Source organism: Halorubrum sp. C191 (genome assembly GCF_002727095.1).
Taxonomy (GTDB): domain Archaea; phylum Halobacteriota; class Halobacteria; order Halobacteriales; family Haloferacaceae; genus Halorubrum; species Halorubrum ezzemoulense.
The window spans coordinates 13,234-31,861 of the sequence record NZ_NHNZ01000177.1; the positions used below are offsets into that span (position 1 = coordinate 13,234).

The 18,628-nt window shown below is 69.8% G+C and carries 20 protein-coding genes; 8 read left to right on the forward strand and 12 right to left on the reverse strand.

Annotated elements, in window-relative coordinates:
* Positions 1-104: 104 nt before the first annotated feature.
* The gene (locus Z052_RS16205) at positions 105-1,037 is read left to right on the forward strand and encodes a VOC family protein (RefSeq protein ID WP_049931483.1); all 933 of its coding nucleotides are present in this window, start codon (positions 105-107) and stop codon (positions 1,035-1,037) included.
* A 52-nt stretch (positions 1,038-1,089) separates the two neighbouring features.
* Here Z052_RS16205 and Z052_RS16210 read toward each other — a convergent pair whose 3' ends face one another.
* The 5 genes from Z052_RS16210 to Z052_RS16230 all read right to left on the reverse strand — a co-directional run bounded on the left by Z052_RS16210 (position 1,090) and on the right by Z052_RS16230 (position 6,922).
* The gene (locus Z052_RS16210) at positions 1,090-2,142 is read right to left on the reverse strand and encodes a sodium:calcium antiporter (protein WP_086215904.1); all 1,053 of its coding nucleotides are present in this window, start codon (positions 2,140-2,142) and stop codon (positions 1,090-1,092) included.
* A gap of 155 nt (positions 2,143-2,297) precedes the next feature.
* On the reverse strand, positions 2,298-3,131 hold the full coding sequence (gene pstB, locus Z052_RS16215) for a phosphate ABC transporter ATP-binding protein PstB (protein ID WP_086215905.1): 834 nt from the start codon (positions 3,129-3,131) through the stop codon (positions 2,298-2,300).
* 1 nt (position 3,132) lies between these two features.
* Positions 3,133-4,899, reverse strand: a complete 1,767-nt coding sequence (gene pstA, locus Z052_RS16220) for a phosphate ABC transporter permease PstA (RefSeq protein ID WP_049931480.1) — start codon at positions 4,897-4,899, stop codon at positions 3,133-3,135.
* A complete protein-coding gene (gene pstC / locus Z052_RS16225) occupies positions 4,899-5,873 on the reverse strand; it encodes a phosphate ABC transporter permease subunit PstC (RefSeq protein WP_089308007.1) in 975 nt (324 codons plus the stop codon). Before pstC ends, pstA begins: the two co-directional genes overlap by 1 nt.
* Before the next feature lie 56 nt (positions 5,874-5,929).
* Positions 5,930-6,922 (reverse strand): PstS family phosphate ABC transporter substrate-binding protein, encoded by a 993-nt coding sequence (locus tag Z052_RS16230; RefSeq protein WP_049931478.1) that lies wholly within the window; start codon positions 6,920-6,922, stop codon positions 5,930-5,932.
* A gap of 225 nt (positions 6,923-7,147) precedes the next feature.
* Here Z052_RS16230 and Z052_RS16235 point away from each other — a divergent pair, with 225 nt between their 5' ends.
* The gene (locus tag Z052_RS16235; RefSeq protein ID WP_049931477.1) at positions 7,148-7,444 is read left to right on the forward strand and encodes a hypothetical protein; all 297 of its coding nucleotides are present in this window, start codon (positions 7,148-7,150) and stop codon (positions 7,442-7,444) included.
* Positions 7,445-7,502: 58 nt separating this feature from the next.
* Here the strand turns inward: Z052_RS16235 and Z052_RS16240 are convergent, their stop codons facing one another.
* From Z052_RS16240 to Z052_RS16255, 4 genes are all read right to left on the reverse strand, one after another.
* On the reverse strand, positions 7,503-9,665 hold the full coding sequence (locus Z052_RS16240; RefSeq protein ID WP_099289254.1) for a (Fe-S)-binding protein: 2,163 nt from the start codon (positions 9,663-9,665) through the stop codon (positions 7,503-7,505).
* Between the two features lie 124 nt (positions 9,666-9,789).
* Positions 9,790-10,503 carry an energy-coupling factor transporter transmembrane protein EcfT gene (locus Z052_RS16245; RefSeq protein WP_099289255.1) on the reverse strand — a complete coding sequence of 238 codons (714 nt, stop codon included), beginning with the start codon at positions 10,501-10,503 and terminating at the stop codon, positions 9,790-9,792.
* Entirely contained in the window at positions 10,500-11,234 is a 735-nt protein-coding gene (locus tag Z052_RS16250; protein ID WP_049931474.1) for an energy-coupling factor ABC transporter ATP-binding protein, read from the reverse strand. Before Z052_RS16250 ends, Z052_RS16245 begins: the two co-directional genes overlap by 4 nt.
* 6 nt (positions 11,235-11,240) lie before the next feature.
* Positions 11,241-11,840, reverse strand: a complete 600-nt coding sequence (locus Z052_RS16255) for a biotin transporter BioY (RefSeq protein ID WP_094520690.1) — start codon at positions 11,838-11,840, stop codon at positions 11,241-11,243.
* A 154-nt stretch (positions 11,841-11,994) separates the two neighbouring features.
* Between Z052_RS16255 and Z052_RS16260 the strand changes: the two genes are divergently transcribed.
* Positions 11,995-12,222 carry a type II toxin-antitoxin system ParD family antitoxin gene (locus Z052_RS16260; RefSeq protein WP_094520691.1) on the forward strand — a complete coding sequence of 76 codons (228 nt, stop codon included), beginning with the start codon at positions 11,995-11,997 and terminating at the stop codon, positions 12,220-12,222.
* On the forward strand, positions 12,215-12,934 hold the full coding sequence (locus Z052_RS16265; protein WP_049931471.1) for a queuosine precursor transporter: 720 nt from the start codon (positions 12,215-12,217) through the stop codon (positions 12,932-12,934). Before Z052_RS16260 ends, Z052_RS16265 begins: the two co-directional genes overlap by 8 nt.
* A 53-nt stretch (positions 12,935-12,987) precedes the next feature.
* On the opposite strand, the gene Z052_RS16270 is transcribed toward Z052_RS16265, so the two are convergent.
* A complete protein-coding gene (locus Z052_RS16270; protein WP_094520921.1) occupies positions 12,988-14,046 on the reverse strand; it encodes a hypothetical protein in 1,059 nt (352 codons plus the stop codon).
* A gap of 164 nt (positions 14,047-14,210) precedes the next feature.
* On the opposite strand from Z052_RS16270, the gene Z052_RS16275 reads away from it, so the two are divergent.
* Positions 14,211-14,942: a DUF5781 family protein gene (locus Z052_RS16275; RefSeq protein ID WP_086215909.1), complete on the forward strand. Its 732-nt coding sequence runs from the start codon at positions 14,211-14,213 to the stop codon at positions 14,940-14,942.
* Between the two features lie 173 nt (positions 14,943-15,115).
* Here Z052_RS16275 and Z052_RS16280 read toward each other — a convergent pair whose 3' ends face one another.
* On the reverse strand, positions 15,116-16,540 hold the full coding sequence (locus tag Z052_RS16280; protein ID WP_094520920.1) for a hemolysin family protein: 1,425 nt from the start codon (positions 16,538-16,540) through the stop codon (positions 15,116-15,118).
* A 210-nt stretch (positions 16,541-16,750) separates the two neighbouring features.
* Between Z052_RS16280 and Z052_RS16285 the strand changes: the two genes are divergently transcribed.
* The 3 genes from Z052_RS16285 to Z052_RS16295 all read left to right on the forward strand — a co-directional run bounded on the left by Z052_RS16285 (position 16,751) and on the right by Z052_RS16295 (position 18,289).
* Entirely contained in the window at positions 16,751-17,047 is a 297-nt protein-coding gene (locus tag Z052_RS16285; RefSeq protein WP_089308014.1) for a glutathione S-transferase N-terminal domain-containing protein, read from the forward strand.
* 1 nt (position 17,048) lies between these two features.
* Complete coding sequence (locus Z052_RS16290) at positions 17,049-17,558, forward strand: redoxin domain-containing protein (RefSeq protein WP_086215912.1); 510 nt, start codon at positions 17,049-17,051, stop codon at positions 17,556-17,558.
* A gap of 101 nt (positions 17,559-17,659) precedes the next feature.
* On the forward strand, positions 17,660-18,289 hold the full coding sequence (locus tag Z052_RS16295; RefSeq protein WP_049931465.1) for an L-threonylcarbamoyladenylate synthase: 630 nt from the start codon (positions 17,660-17,662) through the stop codon (positions 18,287-18,289).
* Between the two features lie 27 nt (positions 18,290-18,316).
* Here the strand turns inward: Z052_RS16295 and Z052_RS16300 are convergent, their stop codons facing one another.
* The gene (locus tag Z052_RS16300; protein WP_049931464.1) at positions 18,317-18,583 is read right to left on the reverse strand and encodes an HAH_0734 family protein; all 267 of its coding nucleotides are present in this window, start codon (positions 18,581-18,583) and stop codon (positions 18,317-18,319) included.
* Positions 18,584-18,628: the final 45 nt, after the last annotated feature.

Genomic DNA, 18,628 nt, shown 5'->3' on the forward strand with positions numbered 1-18,628 from the left:
CCGCTTGATTCTAACGGAAGATAGGGAAGGTCCGAGCGGGGGACCCCCTCCGATCCGGATCCGCCACCGACGCGTTGAACGCGCGGACGACCGTAGATCGTCTCGTGACCGACACCAACGACGGCGATTCCGCTACCGCCGCGAGCGACCGCGGAGGCGGCCTTCCGCCCGAAACGCGGATCGGCCGCGGGGCGCTCCGGGTCGCCGACCTCGACGAGGCGGTCGCGTTCTACCGCGACGTGGTCGGGCTCTCCGTCCTCGACCGCAACGACGGGCGCGCGACGCTCGGGGCGGGAGGGGCCCCGCTGCTCGTGTTGGAACGCGACGCCGACGCGCCGGACCGAGAGCGGAGCGACGCCGGGCTCTTCCACACCGCGTTTCGTGTTCCCTCGCGGGCCGCGCTCGGCGAGGCGCTGGCGCGCGTCCGGGAGGGGTGGCGCCTCGACGGCGCCTCCGACCACCTCGTCAGCGAGGCGCTGTACCTCGACGACCCGGAGGGAAACGGGGTGGAGATATACCGCGATCGGCCGCGGGAGGAGTGGCCCCGCACCGGGAGCGGAACGGCGCGGATGGCGACCGAACCGCTCGATATCGAAGGAGTCGCCGAGGCCGCCGGCGACGGGAGCGACGGCGGCGGAGTCGGCTCCGCCGCCCTCGTCGATCGCGCTCCCGCCGACACCGATCTGGGTCACGTACACCTCGAAGTGACCTCGCTGTCGGCGTTCGAGGCGGTGTACGTCGACGGACTCGGCTTCGCGACGGGGATGAGCGGCCCTGACGTCCGGTTCGTCGCGGCCGGCGGCTACCACCACCACCTCGGCGCGAACACGTGGCGAGGGCGGACGACGCCGGCCGGCGGGCGCGGGCTGGCGTGGTTCGAGGTGGTCGTTCCGGACGTGGCCGCGCTGGACGCGGTCCGAACGCGGCTCGACGCGGTCGCGGCCGAGGGCGACGCCGAGTTTGCGGTCGCCGAGCGCGACGACGGGATCGTAGTCACCGACACCGACGGCATCGAGGTCCGCGTTCTGACTGAGTAGTCGGTCCCGCGGGTCCGCTCAGTGGCCGGCCTCGGACCGGCTCACGAACCGCTCACCCGACGATCGTCCGGAGCGTCGACTCGGTCAGGAAGGCGGTGACCCCGAGCGCCTCGGTCGTCATCCACCCGAGGAACACCGCGTACATGGCGAGGAAGACGTACCCCTCCTCGGTCGATATCTCGAAGTCCGTCGCGGACAGCACCACGACGACGAGCGTCGTGTAAAACAGGAACAAAAGCAGCGGGACGGAGGTGAGGAAGCCGATCGACACCCCGCCGGCGAGGATGACGCCGATCGGCAGCGCCGCGACGAGGTTGAACGTGTTCGTCCCGAAGACGTTCGCGACCGCCGCCCGCTTGTCGCCCGCCTGCCCCATCTTCACGCCGACGAGGAGGTCCGGGAACGAGCTCATCACCGAGAGCACGGTCACGGAGATCAGGAACGGCGGCGCGCCGAGCGCGTCGGCGACCTGAAGCGTCATGCCGATCATCGACTCGACGCCGACGAGCACGACGGCCAGCCCGCCCGCGAACAGGCCGAGCTGCTTCGGGACGTTCGTCGACTCGGCCCGTTTCCGATCCGACGCGCCGCTCTTGCCGCCGACGAGCAGGATGACGTACACGCCGTACAGTACCAACAGCCCGACGCCCATCTGCGGGGAGATCCGGGCGAGCTCCCGCCCGTCGGTCCCGAGGACGCCCAAGGCGATCACGCCGAAGAGGGCGAGGACCGCGACGGTGTAGAAGATGGCGTCGCGGTAGACGATCCCCTGCGTCGTCGCCGTGTCGCCGCTCGTGATGGCGACCGCGGCCGGGATGACCAAGATGTTGAACACCGCCGTACCGATGAGCGCCCCGGCGCCGACGCCGAACTCACCGAGGACCAAGACGGAGATCACGATGATCGCGAGCTCGGGGAACGACGTGGCGGCCGCGACGATCAGCCCGCCCTGTACCGCCTGCGAGACGCCAAAGTGGTCGCTGATCTTCGAGGTCGTGGACTCGACGACGTTCGCGCCCTTCCACGTCAGGAGGAACCCGATCACGCCGAGCGCGATCCAGACGGCGAGCGGCTGGTCGCCGATGAGCTCGTAGAGTATCGTCACCGTGCGATCGGTACGCACGGAGCCGATTAGTGATTCCGGAAGCGCTCGGGTGGTCCGGCCGTCGGTGCGTCAGTCCGCCGGACGGCGCCCGCCGCGCGCGGCGACCGCACCGCGTCGGCGGCCGTTCCGGATCCCCGGGCGAATTTCGAGGAACGTTATCCGAACTTGCCCGTGATGTAGTCCTCGACGCGCTGCGCTTCGGGGTCCTCGAAGATCTTCGCCGTGTCGTCGTACTCGACCAGCTCGCCGCCGGTGAGGAACACGGCCGTCCGGTCGGAGATCCGGGCCGCCTGCTGCATGTTGTGCGTGACGATGATGACCGTGTACTCCTCCGCGAGGTCGTCGATCAGGTCCTCTATCTTCGAGGCCGCGACGGGGTCCAACGCGGAGGTCGGCTCGTCCATCAGGATGACTTCCGGGTCGGGTGCGATGGCCCGGGCGATACAGAGGCGCTGCTGTTGCCCGCCGGAGAGTTCGAGGCCCGAGGAGTCCAGCTGGTCTTTCACCTCGTCCCACAGCGCGGCGCCCTTCAGCGACTCCTCGACGCGCTCGTCGACGTCGCCGTCGAACCCCTGGATCTTCAGCCCGTACGCGACGTTGTCGCGGATCGACTTCGGGAACGGGTTCGGCTTCTGGAACACCATCCCGATCTTCCGGCGCAAGGCGACGGGGTCGACGTCGGCGTCGTACACGTTTTTGCCGCCGAACTCCACGTCCCCCTCGACGCGGCAGATCTCGATCATGTCGTTCATCCGGTTAATACACCGGAGGAACGTCGACTTCCCGCAGCCCGAGGGGCCGATGAGCGCGGTGACGCGCTCTTCGGGGATCTCCATCGTCACGTCGTCGATGGCCTGCTCGTCGCCGTAGTAGACGTTCAGGTTCCGCGCCGCCACCGCGGTGCCCGCGGCGGGCGCCGCGCTGTCGTCGTTCGAGTCCGCCTGTACCTCCGTCGTGATGAGCGAGTCGTCTGATGTGGTGTTACTCATGTTAGCTCCCCCGTTCCGCGCGGTTCCGCAGCAGAATCGCCGTCCCGTTCATGCCGACGAGGATGAGAAGTAGCGTGATAACGCCTGCGGCGACGACGCCGTAACGGAAGTCGGCCTGCGGGAAGCCGGCCCACGTGTAGATCTGCATCGGCATGGCGCTGAACCGACTGAACAGGCTGTCCGGCGCCCTGAACACGGTCGTCGCCGCGCCGATCATGATCAGCGGCGCCGTCTCGCCGATCGCGCGGCCGAGCGCGAGGATCGTCCCGGTGAGGATGCCCGGCATCGCCTCGGGCAGCACCACGTTCTTCGTCGTCTGCCAGCGCGTCGCGCCCATGGCGTCGGAGCCGCGCCGGAGGTCGTCCGGCACCGACCGGATCGCCTCCTGCGCGGAGATGATCGTGATCGGGAGGATAAGCAGCGACAGCGTCAGCGCCGCGGTCACCGCCGTCCCGATGCCGAGCCCGAGGAGGTTCGCGAACAGTCCCAGCCCGAGGAGCCCGTAGACGACCGACGGCACCGCCGCGAGGTTCGCGATGTTGACCTGGAGGATCCGCGTCAGCGTTCCGAGCGGCCCGGTCCCCGGCGTGTATTCCTCCAGGAAGACGGACGTGCCGACCCCGAGCGCGAACGACAGCACGGCGACCAGCGCGATGATGATGACGGACCCGACGATGGCCGGATAGAGTCCGGCGTCCGACGGCGTCCGAGAGGGTGCCGCCGTGAGGAACGACCCGTCGAGCCACGGGTCGGGGGCCGGGAAGCCAAGTGCTCCGACGATCAGCGCGCCCAGGACCGCGCCCGCGGCGAGGAGCAGCGGGAGCCCGAGGCCGGCGAGACCCTCGCCGGCGTCGACGACGCGAGAGACGTACACCGCGGTCGGCACGCCGATCGAGACGAGCACGAGGAGGACCGTCGGGGAGGGCAGCCCGGCGCCGGGCGCCAGGAACCCCCCGGCAGTCGCGGCGGCGAGCGGGACGCCGCCGACGGCGGCCGCGGCGACGCGCCCCCGGCGGTCGGCGACGAGGAGCGCCCCCGCGACCGCGACCGGGACGGCGACCGTCCAGAGGTAGATGATCAGGTCCGACGGGTACGTCGGGATCACCTCGCGGAGGAACACCGCGGCGACCAGTCCGCCGAGGCCGACCGGCGCCGCCGCGGTCCGCGCTCGGGGCGTCGACCGTCGCCGCCCGAACGCGTACAGCCCGACGGCCGGGAGGACCCCGAGCGTGTACGCGAGGAACCACAGCAGCGGGTCGAACACGAGGAACAGCGTGCCGACCGCGAGCCCGACGGCGGCTCCGCCGACCAGCCGCCCGAGGAGTCCGAAGCCGACCGCGCCGACGCGGCCGCCGCTGCCGACGTACGCGAGGTACGCGGTGACCGGGGCCGCGACGACGAAGAGGTACGCGAGCTGCCAGTTGAGCCGCGGAATCGGCACGACGAGCGCCTCGATGGCGGTGAACAGCGCGGCGACGGCGACGAGGCCGCCGCCGAGCGCGCCGAGCGCGCGTCGGGTCACGGTCGGGTCGCTCGCGCTGTACAGGCAGAACGCGAGGAACGGGACGACGAGCGTGAGGAAGTACGTCAGCAGCCACTCCGGGCTCGCGTTCGCGAGATCGAAGGCGTCGATGGCGACGTACACGAGGAGCACGCCGAGCGCGACGAGGCCGAACACGCTCGCGCCTAGGGACAGGTACTCGAAGACGATTCCCCGGACTCGACTGACCTCGCCGAAGCCGTTCGCGTTCGCGTTGTCGGTCGCCATCAGTACTCCTCCCGGTAGCGTTGCGCGATGATATCACTGATCACGTTCATGACGAGCGTTACCGCGAACAGCGCGAGGCCGAGCGCGAACATGGAGTTGTACGGGAGCGTCCCGCCGGTGAGGTCGCCGCCGGTGATCTGGACCATCGCGACGGTGATGGTCATCCCGGACTCCAAGAGCACGTCGGCCGGGTTGACGAAGGGGATACCGAAGAGCGCCTCCCGGACCGCGGGCATCCGCGCCTGCGCGCCCATGGCGACGACGACGATCATCGTCTCGCCGATAGCGCGGGAGACGGCGAGGATGTACGAGGAGGCGATCCCGGAGATCGACGCCGGGACGACGATGCCGGTCGACACCTCGAACTTGGTCGCGCCGAGCCCGTAGCCGGCCTGCCGCAGCTCGTCGGGCACGGCGCTCATGGCGTCCTCGGAGATCGACGACACCATCGGGATCGTCATGATCCCGACCATGATCGACGCGGACAGGGCGTTGAACGTGCTCATCTCCGGGAACAGCGTCGCCTTCAGCGCCGGAGTGACGTACACGAGCGCGAAGTACCCGTACACGACCGTCGGGATCCCCGCGAGGATCTCCAACAGCGGTTTCAGGATCGACCGGGCGTTCGGGGTCGCGTACTCGCTGAGGTAGATTGCCGTGAGCGTCCCGATCGGGATCGAGATGAACGCCGCGGTGATCGTCACCGTGATCGTCCCGATGAGAAGCGGGATGATGCCGAACGCCTGCCCGCCGCCGGCCGGGTTCGGGCTCCAGTTGGTGCCGGTGAGGAACTCGGCGATCGAGATCGAGCGGAAGAACACCACCGCGTCCGACAGGAGCGTGACGAAGATTGCGGCCGTGGTGAGCAGGGTTATCGCCGCACACGCCGCGAACAGGCCGCCGTAGGTTCCCTCTTTCAGTCGTGTGAGCCCGCCCCGCCGCGACAGGTCGGGACTCTCTGTGCTGTCAGTCACGAACGGTGGGGTATCGAACGCTGTCGTAAATCAATACACCGGTTCATCGCGCCGGCTCAGCCCTGCGCCTGCTCGATCGCGTCTTCGAGCGTCTGCATCTGTTCCTCCTGCGTCTCCTCGGTGGCGGGCACGTAGCCGACGTCGTTGGCGACGAGCTCCTCGTTCGTCGTCTGTTCGACGAAGTAGCGGGCGAACTCGGCGATGTGCTCCTCGCCGAGCGACTCGATCGACGGGTAGGTGAAGAGGGGCCGCGAGAGCGGCGTGTACTCGCCCGACGAGGCGGTTTCGAGGCTCGGCTCGACCGGCCCGTCGCCGTCGTCGATGCCGAGGGCCTTCAGCTGGTCGGGGTTCTGGAAGTAGTACGCGAAGCCGAAGTAGCCGATCGCGTACGGGTCGCCGGAGACGCCCTGGGCGATCGTGTTGTCCTGCTCAGTCGCCTGATAGTCGCTGGTGTGGCCCTCCTCTTCGAGGATCGCCTCGATGAAGTAGTCGTACGTGCCGGAGGTGTCGGCGGCGCCGAAGCGGTTTATCTCCTCGTTCGGGAACTCGTCGCGGACCTCGTCCCACGTCTGGACGGGGTCGGACTTCCAGATCTGGGCGAGCTCCTCGGTCGTGAGCGAGTCGATCCAGTCGGCGTCGGGGTTGACGACGACCGTGAGCGCGTCGGTCGCCGCGATCAGCTCGACGTACTCGACGCCGTTCTCCTCGCATAGCTCCTCCTCCTCGGGCTGGATCGGGCGGCTCGCGTTGTTGAAGTCGGTGTCGCCCGTACAGAAGAAGTTCGAGAATCCGCCGCCGGACCCCGTCGAGCTGATGTCGGGGTCGACGCCGGGGTGCTGCTCGGCGAAGTCCTCCATGACCGCGCTCATCAGCGGGAACACCGTGCTCGAACCGGCGATGTTGATCGGACCGGAGAGCTCGTCGCCGCCCGAGCCGCCGTCTCCGCTCTGCGTACAGCCGGCGAGACCGAGCGCCCCGGCGCCAGCGATCGCCGCGAGCGATTTCCGCCGCGTGATTCCCGTTGCGTCCGCGTCGTGACTGGACTCCATTACGTGTGGGTGGACGAGTTCCGGTTAAGTAGTATGCTATGAACGGTACGTGGTGTCGCATACTCCCCAGTACGGCTATATGCTTCCACATATTCTATATAGCAGTATATACTCCCGAAGAGCGACGGTCGGCGGGGAGAGACGGCGGCGCGCGGCTCCTCGGCGCCGGATCGGGGCGAAACCGGGACGTGGTTTTAAGTCCTCGTACCGGGAGAACCCGGACGAATGACGCCTCCCACGACCGACGGGCCGCCGGCGCCGACGACCTCCCGGGAGGAGGCGTGGGTGGCTCACGCCGCACTGCTCGACGCCGCGCGGAGCGCGACCGACGACGAGGCACCGTACCACCGCCCGATCGAGTCGTTAGAGCGGGGCGCGGCGCTCGACGACGAGGGCGTCGCCCTGCTCCGCGACGCGCTCGTCGACTACCTCGGCGACGCGCCGGTCCGCGACCGCGCCCCCGGGCGAGCGCTGTTGCGGCGCACGGACGAGGCGACGGACCGGCGGTCGCGGCGAGCGTAGGGACGGCGGTCGCGGCGAGCGTCTCGGTCCGGCGGCTCCGACGGACCGAGTCCCCACGCTACGATCCGACCTCCACCGCCTCGATCAGCAGCTCCGCCACGTCAACGATCTCGATCTGGTCCTCGAAGTCCCCCGTCTTCCGCCCGTCCTCGAACATCGTCGTACACATCGGACAGGCCACGACGAACTTCTCGATCGACGCCCCCGCGTCGGTGTCCTCGACGGCCTCACGGAGGCGCTCCTCGCTCGGCTTGACTTCCTCCTCGTGTTCGGTCCAGAGCCCGCCGCCGCCGCCGCCGCAGCAGAACGAGTCGTCCCGCGACCGGGGCATCTCGTGGAGGTCGGCGCCGGTCGCCCGGATGAGCTCGCGGGGCGCCTCGTACTCGTCGTTGTACCGGCCGAGGTGACATGGGTCGTGGTAGGTGACGGTGTAGTTCAGCTCGTCGCCCGAGAGGCTGAGCCGGCCCGCCTCGACCAGCTCCTCGACCACCTGCGTCCAGTGGAACACGTCGACCGCGCCCTCAGCGTTCCACGGCTCCTCGCGCTCGAACGGCATCATCGGGTCGTCCGCGAACTCCGCGAAGTCGACCTCGGGGTACTCGTTTTTGATCGTGTTGTAGGAGTGCGGATCGGTACAGACGATGTTCTCGAACTCGCAGTCGGCGAACGTCTCGACGTGGTGGCCGGCGAGTTCGAGGTAGAGGAACTCCTCGCCGATCCGGCGGATGTCGTTGCCGTCCGTCTTCTCGTCGTCAAAGAGGATGCCGAACGACACGTCCGCCTCGTCGAAGAGGCGGGCGAGCGCACGCGCGACCTTCTTGTTCCGGTCGTCGAAGCTCGGGTAGTCGCCGACGTACCAGAGGTACTCCACCTCGGTCTCGCGGGCGTCCGGGACCTCGACGCCGTCGAGGTCGTCGGCCCAGTCGCCGCGGGTCGCCTGGGAGTCGCCGAAGGTGTTCCCCTTCTGCATCACGTCTTGGAACACGTCTTGGAGGTTCGAGTCGACCGCCCCCTCGTCGACGAGCTGGCGGTTCATTTTCGTGAAGGAGGTGAGGTGCTCGATGTCGACCGGGCAGGCGTCCATACACGCCATACAGGACATACAGGACTCCATCGACTCGGCGTCGATGACGCCGCCCTCGTCGGCGACGATGGGGACCGTGCCGCCGTCGGTCGCCGCGGGACCGCCTCCGCCGCCCGAGCCGGCCACCGGGTCGTCGCTCACCGACTCGCGGTACGACTTCAGATCGAGGATGACGTTCCGCGGGTCGAGGTTGCGCCCGACCGTGTCGGCGGGGCAGGCGTCGGTACACCGGCCGCACTTCGTACAGGCGTCGCCGTCCATCAGCTCCTTCCACGTGAAGTCGTCGAGCGACTCCGCGTTCGTGTGGTCGAGGTCCGCGGGGACGTTCGGGAGCCGCGCGCCCGCCTTCTCGTCGCGGGCGACGACGTTGGCGAACGACGAGATCATGTGGAACGGCTTCGCGTAGGGGATCCACGCCACGAACGCGAACGCCAGCAGCGAGTGGCTCCACCAGAGGACGCCGTATATCGCCTCGGCGCCCGCGGCCGTGAGCCCGGCCGACTCCAGCCCGGTCGCGAGCGCCATCCCGACGAAGCTCACCGTCTCGGTCGCCCGCCCCGGCTGGCCGACCATGCTCACGCCCTCGACGACGAAGCCGCCGACGCCGAGCAGGAACAGCGTCCACACGAACGCGTCGTCCTCGAAGGAGGTGTGTTTTCCCCAGAGCCGCCCCTCGCGCTGCCGGTAGCGGCGGTACGCGGCCATGCCGACGCCGACGACGAACAGCAGGCCGAACGCGTCGACGGCGAACTGGTACGCGAGGTAGAAGTCGCCGACCCAGAAGGACTCGCCCGTGAGCGGACGGTAGAGGTCGATGTCGATCCCGAGGATGGTCGTCGCGACGAGCAGGACGAGGAACCCCCACAGCACGAACGTGTGCATCACGCCGGTGTAGAGGTCCCCGTCGAACTGGTTCTCGTTCGCGAGGACGGTCTTCGTCGCCCCGATCACCCGTCCGGGGAGGTCCGACAGCCGGTCTCGCGGGTCTTCGCTCCCGCGCGCGTACGCCGCGAACCGCGCGTACACGCCGTACAGGAAGACGAGGATCGCGACGACGGCGAGCCAGTAGAACGCGGCCTTCCCCACCGGACCGATGGTCCAGAAGGTTTCGCGGGTGGCCGCCTGTAAGGGAGTCATGATCGATCACCGGGATACGGCCGGGTTAAAACTTGCCACAGCGCAGCGGCCGCCGCGCGGCGTTCGCGCGAATCGAAGGGCTCCCGCCGCGGGGGAGATCCCGGTCCGCGCAAGCGACGACGGCTCAGACGGCCCGAAACAGCGCCGCCGCCAGCAGCGCTCCCGCGAGCGCCAGCGCCGGCGCGTCGATCCGGGCGAGCGTCAGCCGCGGCAGCGTCGGGTTCCACGCGAAACAGCGGGCCGAGAGCGCCGTGGAGAGGCGGTCCGCGCACCCCAGCGTCCGGGTCGCGCCCGCGACGGCGACGCGCTCGATCCGGTCGACGAGCGGGCGTTCGGTGCCGAGCCGGGCCGCCGACGCCTCCCTGACCGCCGTGATCTCCCGCCGGAGAACCGGGAGGAACCGGAAGACGAGCGAGACGCCGACGCCGAGGAACACGCCGGGGCGACCCGGGACGGTCCGCTGGATCGCCGCGCGCGACTCCCGGACCGTCGTGGTACGGACGTACGCCGCGCTGACGACGACGACGAGCAGCACGCGGTAGCTCGACAGCGCCGGGTAGACGGCCGCTCCCGGGTCTATCGCCGGCGGAGACAGCTCGATCGTCGCGACGAGCGGCGCGGCGACGAGGAAGGGGAGGATGACCCTGAACGAGCGGACGACGCCGGCGAGCGACAGCGACGCGAGCCGGGCGACCGCGAGCGCGAGGACGGACAGGACGGCGAGCCCGCGGGGGGTCGTGTACGCGAACGCCGCGGCGGCGAACGCGACCTGAACGGCGATCTTCGCCCGGGGGTCGAGCCGGTGCGCGACAGTCGAGCCGGGGACGTAGCCGATCATCGCGTGTCGGACTCGCCCTCGAGGCGCTCGCTCGCCGGGACGTGGACGTCGAGCGCGGGGAGTTCGGCGCGCGCCGCCTCGGGCGGGGCGTCCAACGCGATCGACCCGTCGGCGAGCGCGATCACCCGGTCACACCGGTCGATCAGGCCGCGCAGGTCGTGAGTGACGACGACGATCCCCGTTCCGTCGGCCGAGAGCGACGCGAGGTGAGACAGCAGCGAGCGACGGGCGGGCTCGTCGAGCCCCGAGAACGGCTCGTCGAGGACGAGGTGGTCCGGCTCCATCGCCAGCGCGCCGGCGACCGCGACACGGGCCTTCTCGCCGCCGGAGAGCGCGTCGATCCGCTCGTCGCCCCGCCCGGCGAGGTTGACCGCGTCGAGGGCGGTCGCCACGCGTCGGTCGATCTCGTCGTGGGACAGACCGAGGTTCTCGGGGCCGAACGCCACGTCGGCCGCGATCGTCGCGGCGACGAAGCTGTCCGCCGGGCGTTGGAACACCATCCCGACCGCCGTCCGCGCCGCGACGAGGTCCGCCTCGGCCGGGACGCCGTTGACCCGGACCTCTCCCTCGGTGGGCGAGAGCAGGCCGTTGAAGTGACGGACGAGCGTCGTCTTGCCGGAGCCGTTCGGGCCGGTGACGAGGAGGAACTCGCCGTCGTCGACGGAGAGCGAGACCGAGTCGAGCGCGACCGCCCCGTCAAACGCGTGCGTGAGGTCGCTGACGGCGATCACGCCGGGTCAGGCAGCCGCGATCGCGTCGTTCTTGACGATGCCGACGGCGGCGGCGATCTTGACCGCCTCGACGGGGACGAAGGCGAACGAAGAGACAAGGAACGCCTGCCACAGCGACGCGTACCACGGGTCGTACTGTATCACCGCGAAGCCGACCGTGCCGAACCCGTAGATGATCGCGGTCCCGGCGACCATCGCTCCCACGAGGACCGGCGTCGGGACCGCGTCGACCTCGGAGAGGCTCGTCCCGCGGTGGGCGACGAGCCCGATCACTCCCGCGGCGAAGGGGTACGACCAGAGGAACCCGAGCGTCGGGCTGGCGATCAGGTAGCTGATCCCCGCGGTGCCGCCGGAGAAGACCGGCGCGCCGACCGCGCCGGCGGCGAGGTACAGGACCATCGAGAGCGACCCCCACACCGGGCCGAGCATGATCCCCGCGAGGAACACGCCGAGGACTTGGAGCGTGATCGGTACCCCTGCCGAGAGCGGGTTCGGGAAGGAGACGTACGCGAACGCCCCGACGAGCGCCGCGAACAGCGCGGCGCGAGCGAGGTTCGTCGCCGCCTCGTCGCCGACGAGATCGACGGACTCCGTGTTCGTTGCCATGACTCAACGGACTCGTAAACCCACTTCAACGTAGCGGTTTACGAGCTCTGGGCGGGCGGGCAGCGCAGCCGGACGTCGAGTCGAGCACTTCGGGACTCTCTCGATAATCTCCGGATAATAACGTTCATCCCTACCCGGCGTCCACGACGCGAGTATGCCGAAGATAAGCGTCGAGATCCCGGCGGAGCTGCTCGCCGACCTCGACGACCACGTGGGCGACGACGGGAAGTTCGTGAACCGCAGCGACGCGGTGCGCGCGTCGATCCGGAAGACCCTCGACCTGCTCGACGAGATCGACGCCCGCCACGACCGGCTCGACGACGACCCGGGGACGGCGGCGGGGTTGGAGGAGAGCGAGTCAACGGAGGAGACCGATGAGTAGTCGGACGGCGGCCGGCGGGAACGGGCCCTTCCGGACCGACCCGCTGGACCGGACGGCGGTCGCGGCGGTGGCGCTTATCACGCTGTTCACGGTCGCGCTCGGGACCGCGCAGCTCACCGCAGCGAAGGTGCTCGCGCTGCCGCTCCCGTTCGCGCTGCCGGTGGTCGGCGCAGAGATCCTGCTGCCCGGCGCCGCGCTCGCGTACGCGCTCACGTTCCTCGCCTCCGACTGCTACGCGGAGCTGTACGGCCGGCGCGCGACGCAGGTGGTCGTCAACGTCGCGTTCCTCGCGAACTTCCTCGTGTTAGCGCTGGTGTGGTCGACGCTCGCGGCGCCCGGTGTCGACCCCGAGGTGTCCGCCGCCTTCCAGGCGGCGCTCGGACCGGCGGCGAACATCGTCGCGGGCAGCCTGCTGGCGTACGTCGTGAGCCAGAACTGGGACGTGTTCGTGTTCCACGCGATCCGCGACCGCACGGGCGAAGGAATGCTGTGGCTCCGCAACATCGGCTCGACCGCCACGAGCCAAGCGATAGACACCGCCATCTTCGTCGGCGTCGCCTTCTACGCCGCCCCGCTCTTGCTCGGGGTCGGGCCGGTGTTCGACCCGCCGGCGCTGCTCGCGCTCGGACTGGGTCAGTACCTGCTGAAGCTCGCGATCGCCGTCCTCGACACGCCGGTCGTCTACCTGATCGTCGGCGCGGTCCGAGACTGACTGCTTTCGACGGCGTTCGACCGCGTTTCGTCGCTTTTCGCCTCGCTCGCTGCTCAAGCGACCGCCAGCGCCCGCGCCGGGCGGTCGGGGAGATCGACCGGGACCTGCTCGAAGGAGTCGCCGGCGTCGCGGGTCACGAAGAGCCCGCGGTTCGAGAGCGCCCAGATCTCGCCGGCGGACCGCCCGGCCGCGAGGACCGCTCGATACGTCCCCTCCCCGGTCGGAACGCCGCGGTCGTCGAGGCGCTCGAACGCGCCCGCGTCGCCCGTCGCCCCCGTCCCCTCGTCCTCCTCTTCCCCGCCGCGACGGTAGCGGTACAGGTGCGCCTCGCCGCGGCGGTGGGCGGCCGTCGCGCCCCGGGCCGCGCTGACCACGGCGGTGTCCGGGTCCCCGGGGTCGACCGCGAGCCCCCAGACGTAGCCGTGGTCGAGGCCGGCGTCGCGGACGCGCCACGAGTCGCCGCGGTCGTCGCTCTCGGCGAAGCCGTCGCCGGCGGCGGCGTAGACGCGGTCGGGGGCGTCCGGGTGCGTCGCCATCGCGTGGGTGTCACGGCGCGACCCCGGCGGGCGGTCGGTCCACGTCGCGCCGCCGTCGGCCGTCACGGCGAGCGCACCCGCCTCGATCCCGAGGAGCCAGCGGTCCGGATCGGCGGGACAGGGTTCGATCCACCGGACGTGGTGCGTGTCGGGTCGCGGCGGGAACGACCACTCGGACGCCGAGGGGAGGTCGGTCAGCCCGCCGACCAGTGCCGCCGTCTCGCCGCCGTCGACGGAGCGGTACGCGCGCGAGGGCTCCGTGCCGATCCAGACGACCGAGGGGTCGTGCGGGCTCGTCGCGACCGCGGTGACCGCGTCCGGGCCGGACCCCTCGGGACCGAGCGTCGACGCGGCCGCGCCCGCGAACCGCTCGCCGCCGTCGACGGAGCGGAACAGCCCCGCGTCGAAGGTCCCGGCGAGGACGCGCGGACCGCGGGTTCCGGCTCCCGCCGCGCCGTCGCCGGGGTCCGCGACGGAGAGACAGTCGACGCGCTGGCCGGAGAGGCGAGTCTCGACCGCGCCGGTCGCGGGGTCGACGATCCGGAGCCCGTCGTCGTACGCCGCGTAGACGCGCATGGTTCGACGTTCGTCGGGAGGCCTCAAAAGCGTACGCCGGTCGCCGAGAGGAACGAGTCGCCTAGGGAGGGCGAGAGTCGTCGTCGGAACCGGGCGCCGGCGCGCCGCGAACCGGGTCCGCGAGCGCAAGAGACTTACCGCCGCCACCCGTGTGAACTGTACGCATGGATCTTCGCGTTCAGGGGGACGTTCCTCCCGACCCGTTTCTCGGCGCCGCGGACCTCTTCGAAACCGAGCGCTCCGTGGAGGCGCCGGTCCGCGTCGTGGTCCGCGAGGACCCCGACGAGCGGACGTGGGCCGGCCACTACGACGACCACCACGTCCTGAACGTCTCCCGGCGGGCCGCCACGAGCGCGATGGCGCGCGAACTGGCGATCCACGAGCTCGCGCACATGGCCCGGTACGAGGAGGGACACCCCTCGCACCTTCAGTCCACGGAGGAGGCGTTGTACCTCGGTCTCTCCGGTGAGAAGGTCGAGCGCCGCAAGCTCGCGCACTGCTACCAGATCGCGAACCACATGAAAGACATCTACGCCGACGACATCACGCTCTCGGTGGCGCCCGCGAACAAGCTCCTCGGCTTCCTCGAATCGACGCTGGCGGCCGCGGTCGCGGACCGCCCCGACGTGTCTCGTACCGGTTCACCGCCGGTGACGGCGGGCGCCGACCCAGAGATTACCGCCGTCAACGCCGCATTCGCGCTCGCCCTCGTGGAGCGACACGACATCGCTGGTCCCGACCACCGCATCTACGACCTCGCGCGCGCGGCCGGCAGCGACACCGACGCCGTCGACGTGGACGCGTTCAAAGCACGGTTCCTGGACCTCGGTCACGACCCCTCGGAGAGCGACTACCGGAAGGCGCTCGTCGCGGCCGCCCGCGCCTACGCCGTTTGAAAGCCGAGGAGGCGTGGGGCTGTGGTGCGGCAGGGGGTTTGGCGGTGGTCTTCGCCGCTTCGGTGATGGCTGTTTATAAGTGAACGGCTGGATATTCTGACGTTCGTACTGACAATCGCGGTCAGCTACCCACAGACAATCGCATCGAACTCCGAAGATGTCGTAGTCCGCGACTATTCCGCGTCGTTCCGAGCGGGCCCGCCCTCGCCGTCCGTCTCCGCCGCCTCGGTCTCGTCGGTCAAGTCGGTGGCCTCGACCGGGGCGCTCGAGTCCGCCGCCCCCGCGTCGCCGTCGAGGACCTTCACGCGCGCGGACATGATGCGGGTGTTGTCGACGCGCTCGATACGGATCCGGATCTCGTCGAACTCGATCTCTTCGCCCTCCTCGACGAGGCGCCCGGCGCGGTTGAACACGAAGCCCGCGAGCGTCTCGAACTCCTCGCCCTCCGGGAGATCGATCCCGAGGATCTCGTTGACCTCGTCGATGTTCACCTCGCCCTGGACGACCGCGACGTTGTCGTCGACGAACTCCACCGGCGCCTCCTCGTCGCCCTCGAGGATCTCGCCGACGATCTCCTCGACCATGTCCTCTAAGGTGATGATCCCCTCCGTGGTGCCGAACTCGTCGATGACCGTCACCATCTGGAGGCGGTTCTCCTGCATCTCCGCGAGCAGCTCGTCCGCGTTCTTCGACTCCGGGACGTGGAGCGTGGGCTTGACGACGCGCTCGAGGGAGGGCTGGCCCTCGGAGTAGCGCAGTTCGCGGACCAGATCGCGCACCGTCACCACGCCGATGATGTTGTCGAGGTTCCCCTCGTAGACGGGGACGCGCTCGTGGTCGGCCTGGATACACGTCTCGATCGCCTCCTCGACGGAGTCCTCCTTCGCGACCGCGGTGACGTCGAGCCGCGGCGTCATCACCTCCTTGGCGATGGTGTTGTTGAACCGGAAGATGCGGTCGAGCATCTCCCGCTCCTCCTCCTCGATGACGCCCTCGCGCTCGCCCGTCTCGATGATGTCCTGGATCTCGTCGCGGGTGACGTACGTCGACTCGATGGCCGCCGAGCCGCCGATGACGCTGTTGACGCCCTTGACGATGTAGTCGAAGAGGACGACGAGCGGGTAGAGGGCATACTCAGAGGCCTTCAGCGGGCGGGCGATCCGCAGCGCCCACGACTCGGTGTTCTCGACGGCGTACGACTTGGGCGCGCTCTCGCCGAAGATCAGCACGAGCGTCGTGATCCCGAAGGTCGTCGCCAGCACCGACTGCCCCCGCGAGAGGTAGATCCCGAACAGCGCGGTGGCGATGGAGGTCATCGCCACGTTGACGATGTTGTTCCCGACGAGGATCGTCACCAGCAGGCGGTGGGGGTTCTGTTTCATGTCGCGGATCGTCTTCGCCCCCGTCACCCCCTCGTCGACGAGGCTATCGATGCGGTGTTGCTGCAGCGAGAACATCGCGATCTCGGACGAGGAAAAGAACGCCGAGAGCCCGATGAGAAGCATAATCGCAACGACACCGAGGGCGGTCACGACCTCTTGACCCGGCATCGGTATCTGGAGGACATCGACCACCGGCGCACTAGACGACAAGCCCATGTTCGTTTGTCATCCGTCGGCCCGCGATTAAAGCGTTCCCTTCGACTAACCCGGAAGCGACCCGACCGCCGCGGAAACGGTCGCCGTGCCGCGCACCCGAGCGCGCCCACCGGTGCGCGCGGTGCCCCGAATCGTCGCCGACTCGGATCCGCCGACACCGAGGGTGCCGCTGCCGACACGATTACCCGTCTCGCGGGCGAATCGCGAGGCATGACCGAGCCACAGATCACCCTGTACCGGCTCCAAGCGTGTCCGTACTGCGAGCGCGTGGTCCGGACGCTGAACGAACTCGACGTGGCGTACCGCTCCCGATACGTCGAGCCGATGCACTCGGAGCGCAACGTCGTCAAGCGCGTCTCCGGCGCGCGGAGCGTCCCGGCGATCGTCGACCGCGAGACGGGCGTGACGATGTCCGAGAGCGCGAACATCGTCGAGTACCTCCGCGGCACGTACGGCGACGCGGCGGCCGACGGCGGCCGCGCGGTCGACGCCGAGGGAGGTGCCTGAGATGCCCGACTTCGACGTCGTCTCTCTCCCGGAGACCGACCACGTCGAGGAGGGCGACGCGGCGCCCGACTTCACCCGCCCGCTCGTGAACGGCGAGTACTGGGAGGACCGCTCGCTCGCCGACGTCGTCGACGGGCCGACGCTCCTCCTCTTCCACCCGATGGACGGCGCGTTTCAGGGGACGTACCTCTACAACACGGTCGACGACCACGGGTGGAGCGACGAGGTCGACGTCCTCGGCGTCTCGATCTCGACGCCGTACGCCCACAAGCGCCTGCTCGCCGACCGCGGCGACGGCGTCCGCATCTTCTCTGACCCGGGCGCGGGCGTGATCGAGGAGTACGGCCTCGCGCACGACATCGACGGCATGACGGGGGTCACGGAGAGTCGTCCCGCCGTCTTCCTCCTCGACGCCGACCGCACCGTCGAGTACGCGTGGGTCGCGGGCGAACACCCCGCATTCCCCGACGCCGAGGCGATCGACGACGCGGTCGCGAACCTCGTCGACTGATACCCTCGCGCTCCGCGGCCGCGTCGTCTCCCGGCGGGCGTCGGTAGGGGCGGCAACGTCCACTCGTCACGCTTTTTCAACTCGGCACCGAATAGCCGCACGTGACCGCCGATACGAGCGACGACGGACCGGACCGATCCGACGAGCTGCGCGCGGCGGCCGCCGCCGTCGACCGCGGCGACCTCGTCGTCTACCCGACCGAGACGGTGTACGGGCTCGGCGCGGACGCGCTCGATCCCGACGCCGTCGAGCGCGTCTTCGACCTGAAGGGCCGCGACCGGTCGAATCCGCTCTCGCTCGGCGTCGCGAGCGTCGACGACGCCCTCCGCCACACCCGCCCGACGGAGCGGGCGGTGGCGTTCGCCCGGGCGTTCCTCCCGGGGCCGGTGACCGTCGTCGTCGAGCGCGGCGACGGCGTGCCGGACGCGCTCACCGCCGGCCGCGACCGCGTCGGGATCCGCGTGCCGGACCACGACCTCGCGCGGGCGCTCATGGCCGAGACCGGTCCCCTCACGGCGACGAGCGCCAACGTCTCCGGGACCGGCAGCGTCACCGACCTCGGCGACCTCGACGACCGGGTCCGCGACGGGGTCGCCGCCGTGATCGACGGCGGCGAGACGCCCGGCACCGAGAGCACGGTCGTCGACCCCGAGGCGGGGACGATCCACCGCCGCGGGGCGATGGCGGGCGCCATCGAGGCGTGGCTGGCGGACCCGCCGGTAGACGGGTAGAAGCGCCGGCGAGAAGCGGTCGGCGCGTTAGACGGAGAGGTCGCCCTTCGCCTTGATCACGTCGAGGTCCCCGGCGTCGACCGTCTCGACGTCGAGCCAGTGGGGGACGTACTCGCGTTTGTCGTAGGCGTCGCGCTCGTCCTCGGTGCCGACGGTACACCATAGCTGGGGCTCGTCCGGGCCGTGCCAGCCCCCCTGGACGTTGATGCCGAAACAGACCAGCTCCTCGCCGTCGTGCTCGATCACCGCGTCCTTCCGGATGTCGGGGTCGCCGCGGATGATGAGGTGTTTCATGTGCCGGCGTTTGCGTGTTCCGGGCTTAATCGCTTCGATACCGCG